The organism is Kitasatospora sp. NPDC057904 (assembly GCF_042887925.1).
Classification (GTDB): domain Bacteria; phylum Actinomycetota; class Actinomycetes; order Streptomycetales; family Streptomycetaceae; genus Kitasatospora.
The window spans coordinates 569,691-580,813 of the sequence record NZ_JBHVOL010000001.1 but is presented as its reverse complement, the minus strand read 5'-3'; the positions used below and the strand labels follow the sequence as shown (position 1 = coordinate 580,813).

Genomic DNA, 11,123 nt, shown 5'->3' with positions numbered 1-11,123 from the left:
CACTCCGTCCCGACCGACCGTTCCTAGGCGCTGCGCAGGCTCTTGGGCCGCATGTCGGTCCAGTTCCGCTCGATCCACTCCAGGCACTCGGGCTTCTTGCCGCGCGCCCCGGCGTCCCGCCAGCCGACCGGGTTCTCCCGGTCCTGCGGCCAGATCGAGTACTGCTCCTCGTCGTTCACCACGACCTTGTAGTCCAGGTCCAGTTCGTCGTTCGACATGCCAGCCTCCACGGCCTTCAGAGGGAATAGGGATGGGTGTGCTCGCGGTGGGACGGTCAGGCGGACAGGTGGCGGGCGAGTTCCGCGACCGTCGGGTGGAGCTGGACGTCGACCGGCCTGAGCGCGAGGCCGAGCCCGCGCTGCACCCGGAAGGCGATCTGCACGGCGCGGATGGAGTCGCCGCCGAGGTCGAAGAAGTCGTCCTCCAGGCCGACCCGGTCGACCTTGAGGATCTCCGCCCACACCCGGGCCAGGCCCTCCTCGACGGGGGTGCGCGGTGCCACGTAGCCGGCGGCGTCGCCGGAGAACTCCGGTGCCGGCAGGGCGGCGCGGTCGATCTTCCCGTTGGGGGTCAGCGGCAGCGTCTCCAGGACGACGAACGCCGAGGGGACCATGTACGCGGGCAGGTGCACGGTGGCGAAGTCGCGCAGCTCGCGCGGGTCGGTCCCGTCCGGGCAGGCCGTGTAGGCGACGAGCCGGCGGTCGCCGGGGGTGTCCTCGCGGACGACGACGGTGACGCCGCGGACGGCGGGGTGGCGGCCGACGGCGGCGGCGACTTCGCCGAGTTCGATGCGGAAGCCGCGGATCTTGACCTGGTCGTCGTTGCGGCCGAGGTATTCGAGCTCTCCGGTGGCGGTCCAGCGGGCGAGGTCGCCGCTGCGGTAGAGGCGGGCGCCGGGCGCGTCGGTGAAGGGGTCGGGGACGAAGCGTTCGGCGGTCAGGGCGGGTCGTCCGAGGTAGCCGCGGGCCACGGCGTCGCCGCCGACGTACAGTTCGCCCTGCACGCCCACCGGTGCGGGATTGCCGTCGGCGTCGAGGACGAGTGTTCGGTAGCCGGGGAGGGCGCGGCCGATGGGGCTGCTGCTGGTCTCGATCCGTTCCTCGTCCAGGACTTGCCAGGTGACGTGGACGGTGGTTTCGGTGATCCCGTACATGTTGACCAGGACCGGGCGGTCGGGCGCGTGGCGGCGCCACCAGGCGCGCACGGAGGCCAGGTCGAGCGCCTCGCCCGCGAACACGACCAGGCGCAGAACCAGTTCGTCCCAAGGGCGCTGCTCCTCCGCGGTCACGAGCTGGCGGAACGCGGACGGTGTCTGGGAGAGCACCGTGACGCGTTCGCGGACCAGGAGGTCGAGGAAGGCCGCGGGATCGCGCGTGACCTCGCGCGGGACGACGACGAGCCGTCCGCCGAAGGCGAGGGCACCCCACATCTCCCAGACCGAGACGTCGAAGGCGAAGGAGTGGAACAGCGACCAGACGTCGGAGTCCGACAGGCCGACCGTCTCCTCGCCGGCGGCGAGCAGCGTGGCGAGGTTGCCGTGGGTGACCTCGACGCCCTTCGGTGTGCCGGTGGAGCCCGAGGTGTAGATGACGTAGGCGAGTTCGCCGGCCTCCGGGCGGACGGATCCGGTGTGGACGGCGTCCGTCACCTGGGTGGTGACGAGGGTGCGCCAGGTGCCGGCGGGGATCCGGCCGACGGTGTCGGGGTCGGTCAGGACGAGCGGGACCCGCGCGTTCCCGAGGACGAATTCGAGCCGGGCCGCCGGATAGTCGGCGTCGACGGGGACGTACGCGGCGCCGAGGCGCCACACGGCGAGGACGGCGGCGGCCATGTCGACCGTGCGGGTGAGGCACAGGCCGATGCGGTCGCCGCGGTTCACGCCGGACTCGGTGAGCAGTGCGGCGAATCTGCCAGCACGCTCGTTGAGTTGACGATACGTCAGTTCTTTTCCCGTTCTGTCCGTGACAGCGAGGTGGTCGCCGCGGGCCGCCACCTGCGCCGCGAACCGCTCCAGCGCTCCCGTCGGTGCCGTCGGCGCGCTCAGCGTCGCGGCGGGTGTTGTAGCCGGCACAGCCGTCGCGGCCGGCCCGGTGAGCTCGCCCTCGGGGTCGTCGACCAGCAACTCCAGCGCCCTGACGTGCTGTTCGGCAATCTCCTCGATCTGCTCCGGGGCCAGCCGGTTGGCGTCGTAGTCGATGCACAGCTGGAGGCCGTCGGTCAGCGGGTTGCGGAAGAACGTGACGGTGAGCGGGACGTCGGCCGGCTCCACGCGGCGGATGGCGGTCAGTTCGCCCAGTCCGCTGAGCAGCCCCGCGTGTTCGCCGTCGCCCATGGTGTCGCGCATGACGTGGAAGTTGTTGAACGTGAAGTTGGTCGTGAACAGGTCGCGGCCGCCGGTGAACTGCCGGATCCGGGCCAGCGGCATCCGGCGGTGCGGCAGGATCCGGGCCTCCGCGTCGAAGACCCGCCGGACGAGGTCGGCGCGGCTGCCGCCGGCGGTGCCGACCCGGAACGGGACGGTGTTGAGGAACAGTCCGCGGGCCTCGGTGCCGCCGTTCTCCTCCAGCCGGCCGTTGAGCGTGAGCCCGCAGCAGACGTCGTCGAGGCCCGTCTGCGCGGCGATCACCTGGAGGTGCGCGGTGAGCAGGACGGTCTTCTCCGGCACGCCGAGGCGCTTGGCGAGCGCCGTGACCCGCGGGGCCAGGGCCGCCGGGACGTGCGCGTCGCGCCAGCCGTAGCCGTCGACCACGCCGCTCGCGCCGTCGCTGCGCAGCGTCGGCCCGGCGGGCGCGGGCGCCTCCCCGGCGCGTGCCGGGAGCTGCGGCGGGGTGCTCCCGGCGAGCGTCTCCGTCCAGAACCGCCGGGCCTCGGGCGAGGCCGAGGCGCGCTGCTCCAGGGCGACGAAGTCGCGGTAGGCCGAGGCCGGGGCGGGGAGTTCGGCCAGGCCGGCGCCGTCCAGGAGCCGGGTGTACTGGAGGAGGATCTCGGTGATCGTCGACCACAGGCTCCAGCCGTCGAGGATCGCGTGGTGCTCCACCATCGTCCACTGGAAGCTGTCGTCGGTGAGCACCTGCGCGGCCAGGCGCAGCATGGGCGGGCGCTCCACGTCGAACGGGCGGCGGCGCTCGCGCTCCATCAGCTCGTCGACGGCCCGCTCCTGCTCCGCCGGGGTGAGGGCCCGCAGGTCCTCGACGACGACCGGCAGTTCGGCCTCGCGGTGCACGAGCTGCATCGGTTCGGCGAAGGTCGCCAGGTCGAAGCCGGTCCGCAGCACGGGGTGCCGGGCGACCACGGACCGCACGGCCCGGTGGAAGGCGTCCTCGTCGAAGCGGTACGGCAGGCGGTAGCTCGCCGCGTTGACGTACGGGAGGACGCGGGGATCGGAGGCCGTGTGGTAGATCATTCCGACCTGGAGCGCCGCCATGGGGTAGGCGTCGTCGAGGCCGGCCGCGGGGCCGTCGCCGATCCGGGCCCGGTCGGCGGGGGAGAGCAGTTCGAAGGGCTTGGTGCCCGCGCGGTCGCCGGCCGTGTCGGCGGCGGCGGCGAGGCCGGCGAGGGTGCGGTGCTCGTAGATCTGCGCGACGGCGAGGCCGAGCCCGCGCCCCCGGGCGAGGGCGGCCACCTGCACGGCGCGGATGGAGTCGCCGCCGAGGTCGAAGAAGCCGTCGTCCGCGCCGACCTTGTCCACCTGGAGGATCTCGGCCCAGATCTCGGCGAGGATGTCCTCGGCCGGGGTGCGCGGTGCCACGTAGCCGGCGGTGTCGCCGGAGAACTCCGGTGCGGGGAGGGCGGCGTGGTCGATCTTGCCGTTGCGGGTGAGGGGGAGGGCGTCCAGGGTGACGACCGCGGCCGGGACCATGTGGGAGGGGAGGTGGGCGGCGGCGAGGTCGCGCAGGTCGTGCGGGTCGGCTGTGCCGGTTCCTTCGGATTTGTCGGGGCAGGCGGCGTAGGCGACGAGCCTGTCCTCGCGGACGACGACGGTGACGCCGCGTACGGCGGGGTGGCGGCCGACGGCGGCGGCCACTTCGCCGAGTTCGATGCGGAAGCCGCGGATCTTGACCTGGTCGTCGTTACGGCCGAGGTATTCGAGCTCTCCGTCGGTGGTCCAGCGGGCGAGGTCACCGCTGCGGTAGAGGCGGGCGCCGGGCGCGTCGGTGAAGGGGTCGGGGACGAAGCGCTCGGCGGTGAGGCCCGGTCGTCCGAGGTAGCCGCGGGCCACGGCGTCGCCGCCGACGTACAGTTCGCCCTGCACGCCCACCGGCACCGGCTCGCCGTACTCGTCCAGGACGAGCGCGCGGTAGCCGGGCAGCGCGCGGCCGATGGGGCTGCTGCTGGTCTCGATCCGTTCCTCGTCCAGGACCCGCCAGGTGACGTGGACGGTGGTCTCGGTGATCCCGTACATGTTGACCAGGACCGGTCGGTGGGGCGCGTGGCGGCGCCACCAGGCGCGCACGGGGGCCATGTCGAGCGCCTCGCCGCCGAACACGACCAGGCGCAGGCTCAGTTCGCCGGCCGGGCGGCGCTCCTCCTGGGCGACGAGCTGGCGGAACGCGGAGGGGGTCTGGTTCAGGACGGTGACGCGTTCGCGGACGAGCAGGTCGCGGAAGGCCGCGGGGTCGCGCGTGACCTCGCGGGGGACGACGACGAGCCGTCCGCCGTAGGCGAGGGCGCCCCAGATCTCCCAGACCGAGAAGTCGAAGGCGAAGGAGTGGAACAGCGACCAGACGTCGGTGTCGCGCAGGCCGACGGTCTCCTCGCCGGCGTCCAGCAGTGCGGCGAGGTTGCCGTGCGTGACTTCGACGCCCTTCGGTGTGCCGGTGGAGCCGGAGGTGTAGATGACGTAGGCGAGTTCGCCGGCCTCGGGGCGGACGGAGCCGGTGTGGACGGCGTCCGTCGCCTGGGAGGTGTCGAGGGTGTGCCAGGGTCCGGCGGGGACGTGGTCGGCGGCGTCGGTGAGGACGAGCGGGACGCGGGCGTCGCCGAGGACGTACGCGATGCGGCTCGCCGGGTTGTCCGGGTCGACGGGGACGTACGCGGCGCCGAGGCGCCACACGGCGAGGACGGCGGCGGCCATGTCGACGGTGCGGGTGAGGCACAGGCCGATGCGGTCGCCGCGGTTCACGCCGGCCCCGGCGAGCAGGGCGGCGAAGCTCGCGGCACGCTCGTCGAGTTGACGATATGTCAACTCCAGGGTGCCGTCGCTCACCGCGACGCTGTCACCGGCCGCCGCCACCCGCCCGGCGAACCGCTCCGCCGCCGACGGCCCCACCCGCGGCGCCGGAGCCGCGCCGACGAGCCGCGCCCGCTCCTCGGCCGACAACAGTTCGGCCCGCGCCACGAGCGCCTCCGGCTCGGCCAGGAGCGCCCCGAGCAGCCGGCACCAGTGCCCGGCCAGGCGCGCGGCCTGCGCCGCGTCGATCAGCTCGGTCCGGTGCTCGACCTCGACCTCGATCCGCTCGCCGTCGTCGTTGACGTTCCAGGTCAGGTCGAACTTGGCGGTCGCGGTGTTCACCGGGACGTGGGCGGTCTCCAGCCCCGCCATCCGCGGTGCGGCGTGCCCGCGGCTGTAACCGAACAGGACCCGGAACAGCGGCGAGCCGTCGCGATCGGTGCCCAGGCGCCGGGCGAGGTCCTCCAGGACGACGTCCTGGTGCTCCAGGGCGTCGATGAACGCGTCCCTGGTGGTGCCGAGGAGCCCGGCGAAGTCGGTGCCCGCGCCGGCCGTGATCCGCAGCGGGACCACCTTGACGAGGCAGTCCACCAGCCGCTCCGTCGCCGGGTCGTCGCGGCCGGCCAGCGACGTGCCGATGACGAGGTCCTGCTGCCCGGAGCAGCGGGTGAGCAGCGCGGCGAAGCCGGCGAGGAGCGTCACGGCGGGGCTCACCCGGCGGGTCCGGCCGAACTCGCGGATCGTGGCGCAGAGTTCGTCGGGCAGGGTGAACCGGGACGTCATGCCGCGGTTGGTGCGGGCGGACGGCCGGCGGCCGGAGCCGAGCGGCTCGGTCGCCGCGGGGGCGTCGCGCAGCGTCCGCTCCCAGAAGGCGAGGTTCTCCTCGGCGGTGGCGGCGTCCAGCGGCGGGAGCTCGGGCTCAGCCGGTGCGTCCGCCGGGACATCCACGGAGACGGGGTCCCCGTCGGCCCGGTAGTGGGCGGCGAGCTCCTCCAGCAGGACGTCCACCGACCAGCCGTCGCTCACGAGGTGGTGGGACACCAGCAGCAGGAAGCACTCGTCCTCGGCGTAGCGGATGACGGACACCCGTAGCAGGGGGTCGGTGGCGACGGCGAAGGGCCGCGCGATCTCCTCGTCCATGGCCTGCCGGGCCGCCGCCTCGTCGGGCAGCCGCAGCACCCGGACCGGGACGTCGGCGTGGTCGAGGACGGTCCGGCGGGGGAGCCCGGCGACGGACACGAACCGCGTCCGCAGCGCGCGGTGGCGCCGGACGAGCGCCTCGACCGCGTGCCGCAGGCCGTCCGGGGACAGCTCGCCCCGCAGGCGCAGCGCGGCCGGCACGTTGTAGACCGGCTGCCCCGGGTTGACCTGCTCGGCGAGCCAGATGCCGTGCTGCGTGGGGGACAGAAAGCGGGTCATGGTGGTCACATCCCTTCCTGGTCGGCGGTCTGCCGCTGCCGGTGGGTGTCCGCCCGCGCGAGCCGGATGACCCGGACGGTCCGCTGCAGGCCGGGGAGGTCGGGCTCGTGCGCCTCGACGTAGGCCGCGAGCGAGGCGACCGTCCCGTCGACGAGCAGGACGCGCAGCGGCACCGTGACGGACAGCTCGCGGCGCAGCCGGGCCACGATCCTCGTGGCGGTCAGCGAGTAGCCGCCGAGCGCGAAGAAGTCCTCGTCGGCGCCGACGGCGGCGACGCCGAGCTCGTCGGCCCAGATGCCGGCCAGGACGGTTTCGAGGGCGTCGCGCTGGCGGGAGGCCGGAGTGGCGCCGTGGTCCTGTTCCTGGTCGGCTGCGACCGCCACCGCCTGGGCGGCCGGGCTCGGAACGGCCGGGTCCCCGGCCGGCAGCCACTGGTCGGCCCGCAGCTCCGGGTCCCGCACCACGGCCGCGAGGAGCGACAGGTAGTGCTCGACGAACCGGGCGATGCGCGCCGCGTCGTAGCGGTCGGCCCGGTACTCGACGTTGCCGATGGTCCCCGACGCGGTGGCCTCCAGCGTCACCATCAGGCCAAACTTCGCCGAGCCGACCCGGACGGGCACCTCCTCGGCCTCGGCGCCCGGGAGCGTCAGCCGCACCGGGTCGACGTTGAGCAGCTCGAAGATGACGGAGGTCGGCGGCGTGCCCGGGGCGCCGTGGGCCCGCCGCTCCCGCAGGGCCGCCTCCAGCGGGTAGTCCTGGTGCGCGTAGGCGTCGATGACGGTGGTCCGGGCGCGGTCCAGGAGCTCGCGGAACGGGACGCCGGGGGCGAGCCGGGTGCGCAGCTGCACGAGGTTGACGAACGAGCCGACCACCGTCTCCAGCTGGGGGTGGCCGCGGCCGGCGACGGAGGTGCCGACGGTCAGGTCGTCCTGGCCGGAGTAGCGGTGGAGGAGCCCGAGGAACGCGGCGTAGAGCACCATGAACGGGGTCGCGCCGCTGCGCCGTCCGAGGGCCTCGACCTCGCCGAGGAGCCCGGCGGGCATCTCGAAGCGGTGGCAGCCGGCGCGCAGGCCGGGGCCGGCGTCGGCGCGGTGCAGGGCCGTCAGGTCCACCTCGGGGGCGGTGACGACGTCCTCGCGCCAGTGCTCCCGCAGCGCGGGCAGCCGCTCGGCCAGCACGTCCCGGTGCCAGGACGCGTAGTCCAGGTAGCCGGTGCGCGGTCCGTCCTGCGGCGCGCCCGCCCGGCTGGCGTACAGGGTGCCGAGCTCGTCGACGAGGTGGGCGAGCGACCACTGGTCGCAGACGATGTGGTGGACGACGAGGACGAGGGCCCAGTCGTCGTCCGCGAGGCGGACGAGCAGCGCACGCAGCGCGTTCTCGGCCAGGTCGAAGGGCGCGTCGACGGTGCGCCGGACCAGTGCGGCGAGGGCCGCGTCGTCGTGTCCGGGCAGGTCGACCGTCTCGAAGGGGACCGCCGAGACGGGGGCGACGCCCTGGACCGGGCCGGCGTCCGACTCCGTGATCCGCAGCCGCAGCGCCTCGTGACGCCGCACCAGCCCGTCCAGGGCCCGCCGCAGCGCCGCCGGGTCGACCGTGCCGCGCAGCCGCCAGTACAGCGGGAAGTTGTACTGCGCCGCGCCCGGGTCGAGCTGTTCGGCGAGCCAGATGCCGGTCTGCGCGGAGCTGAGCGGGTGGGCGCCGCCGGCCGGTGCCACCGGGATCGGCGCCACCGTGGTCGGCGCGGCCCGGCCGATCAGGGCGGCGAGGCCGGACAGCGTCGGGTGGTGGAAGAGGTCCTCGACGGTGACCTCGGCGCCGAAGACGGTGCCCGCCCGCATGGCGACCCGGGCGGCGAGCAGCGAGTGCCCGCCGAGGGCGAAGAAGTCGGAGCCGGCCTCGATCTCGGTGGGGGAGACGTCCAGCACCTCGGCCCAGATGCCCGCCAGGAGGGCTTCGGCGGAGCTCAGCGCGGGAGCGTCCGGGGCCGTGGCGTCGGCCGTTTCCGGGCCGGGGCTCTCCTCGACGTCGAGCACGGGCAGGTCCGGCGAGTCCAGGAGTGCGGCCAGCACCTGGCGGACGTCCGCGCAGAAGGCCGTCACGCCGGCGGGGTCGTAGAGGTCGCGGTCGAACTCGCAGCCGGCCTCCTTGCGGTCGGGGTCGATGCTGAGGACCAGGTCCCGGTCGGCGAGCCGGGGTCCGAGGCCGCTCCACTGCTCGGCCGGGCGCCCGAACAGCACGGCGACGCCGGAGCGTTCGGCGGACTCCGGACCCGACTCCGCTTCGAGTTCGGCGTCCAGCCCGGCTTCGAGCTCGGCCTCCAGCCGGCCGAGGGCCGCCGCCGCGGCGGTCCGCCCGCCCAGCTCGACCCCGACGTCGACGAGCCGGGCCGGTCCGAGGTCCGTCCCGACCGCGAGCACCGTGCGCCCGCGCCGGTGGCGGGCGGCCAGCGCGGCGGCGACCGCGGCGACGGCCGCCGTCCGCGGCTCGATCCCGTAGCGGGCCGAGACCTCCGTGAGGCACTCGGCGAAGGCGGCGCCGTCGAGGCCCACCGTCGCGCGCCGGAACTGCGGCACCGGCGGGCGCGGCCGGTCGGGCGGCAGGGTCGCGTGGGCGGCCGGGGACGGGAAGGGATTAGCCGACATCGGCGATCGACTCCTCGGCGCCCTTGACGACGACGGTCCGGCCGAGGACGAGGGCGTCCAGCTTCGAGCGCAGGAACGTCCGCAGGGCCTCCTGCGGGGTCGCGATGATCGGCTGGCCGCGCAGGTTGAACGAGGTGTTCAGCACCACCGGGGTGCCGGTGCGGCGGCCGAAGGCGCCGATCAGCTCGAAGAACCGCGGGTTGCTCTCCGGGTGGAGCACCTGGACGCGCGCGCTGCCGTCGACGTGGGTGACCGCGCCGAGGTCGTCGCGGTGCCCGGCGCGGGTCTGCGTCACGAACAGCATGTGGGCGTACCGGGATTCGGTGCCGGGCTCGATCTCGAAGTACTCGGAGGCGTCCTGGACGCGGACGACCGGCGCGAACGGCCGGAAGCTCTCGCGCTCCTTGACCACCTCGTTCAGGCGGTCGCGCATGGCCTCGGTCCGCGGGTCGGCGAGGATGCTGCGGTTGCCGAGCGCGCGGGGGCCGAACTCCATCCGGCCCTGGACCCACGCGGTGATCCGGCCGTCGGCCAGCAGCTCCGAGACCCGCTCGGCGAGTTCGGCGTCGGTGGCGTACTCCTCGACGGTGCAGCCCGCCGGCTCGCCGACCGCCGCCGCCAGCTCCTCGTCGGAGAACCCGGGCCCCCAGTACGGCATGGACATCCGCCCGGCCCCGGCGGACGCGGCGGCGTCCGCCGCGAGCGCCGCGCCGATCGCGGTGCCGTCGTCGCTGGAGGCCGGCTGGACGAAGACGTCGTCGAACAGCCGGCTGCGCGACACGAGGCCGTTGAGCGTGCAGTTGAGCGCGACGCCGCCGGCCAGGCAGAGCCGGTTCAGGCCGGTGCGCTCGCGGGCCGCGCGCAGGACGTGCAGCATCGACTGCTCGGTGATCGCCTGGAGGGCCGCGGCGATGTCGGCGTGCTCCTGGGTCGAGGGCTGCCCCGGGAGCCGCGCGGGGCCGAGCACGGCCGCCAGTTCGCGCAGGACGCCCTCGTGGGTCTCGTGCTCGAAGGCCGTGCGGTCCCGGGCCAGTACGGGGACGGTGTACGTGCCGTCCTCCCGCAGCCGCACCATGTCGGCGAAGCGGTCGTAGTAGCGCTGCGGGTCCCCGTAGGGCGCGAGTCCCATCACCTTGTACTCGTCCATGAAGGGGACGAAGCCGAGGTGGTGGGTCACCAGGCTGTAGAGGATCCCGACCGAGTGCATGGCCGGGACGGTGCGCAGGACCTCGATCTCCTCGCCCCGGCCGACCGCGACGGTGAGGCTCTCGGACTCGCCCATCCCGTCGCTCACCACGATCAGCGACTCCTCGAACCCGCTGGGGTAGAAGGTGCTCGCGGCGTGGGCGAGGTGGTGCGGGACGGGCCGGAAGCGGTCGCCCCAGGGCCGGCCGGGAAGGAACTTCTCGGCCAGGGCGATCTGCGACGCCGTCGAGTACACCTCGCGGAACCGGGTGGCCGCGTAGGTGCTCCCGGCGCCGCCGGCCGGCTCCCCGTAGGCGAAGCCGTGCGCCAGGACGTCGACGTCGTCGGGTTTCAGCCCGCCCTGCTCCAGGCAGAACGCGATCGCGTTGGCCGGGAACGACCCGGTGGTCTTCTCGCCGGTGAACCGCTCCTCCGCGGCGGCGGCCACGACCTCGCCGTCGATCACCAGGGCAGCCGCCGAGTCGTAGCCCTGGGCGAACCTGTGCAGCCGGGGATCGAGCCCGGGGAAAGCCGCCCGCTTGAATTCCAGTCCGCCGTTCAGCCCGCTGTAGCCGAGGACGCGCATAGTCTCCAACCTCACCGTCGTTGCCACGCGAAATCGTTCGGCCCTCACGCTAGGCCGGGAAAGCGCCGCGCGTCGCCGCCCGCAGGTCGAGAACCGACCTGTACTCCGGTAGGGCCGGGAT

The 11,123-nt window shown here is 74.2% G+C and carries 4 protein-coding genes; all 4 read right to left on the bottom strand.

Translation table 11 applies throughout. The annotated features are described in order from the left end of the window. Positions 1 to 23 precede the first annotated feature (23 nt). The 4 genes from ACFVSN_RS02775 to ACFVSN_RS02760 are packed head-to-tail and all read right to left on the bottom strand — an operon-like array spanning position 24 to position 11,002. Positions 24 to 218 (bottom strand): MbtH family protein, encoded by a 195-nt coding sequence (locus tag ACFVSN_RS02775; RefSeq protein ID WP_380448963.1) that lies wholly within the window; start codon positions 216 to 218, stop codon positions 24 to 26. Positions 219 to 274: 56 nt separating this feature from the next. Further along, positions 275 to 6,589, bottom strand: a complete 6,315-nt coding sequence (locus ACFVSN_RS02770; protein WP_387598118.1) for an amino acid adenylation domain-containing protein — start codon at positions 6,587 to 6,589, stop codon at positions 275 to 277. Positions 6,590 to 6,594: 5 nt separating this feature from the next. Further along, positions 6,595 to 9,231, bottom strand: coding sequence for a condensation domain-containing protein (locus tag ACFVSN_RS02765; protein WP_387598116.1), 2,637 nt, complete (start codon positions 9,229 to 9,231; stop codon positions 6,595 to 6,597). Then, positions 9,221 to 11,002, bottom strand: coding sequence for a carbamoyltransferase (locus ACFVSN_RS02760; protein WP_387598113.1), 1,782 nt, complete (start codon positions 11,000 to 11,002; stop codon positions 9,221 to 9,223). Before ACFVSN_RS02760 ends, ACFVSN_RS02765 begins: the two co-directional genes overlap by 11 nt. Between the last annotated feature and the right edge of the window lie 121 nt (positions 11,003 to 11,123).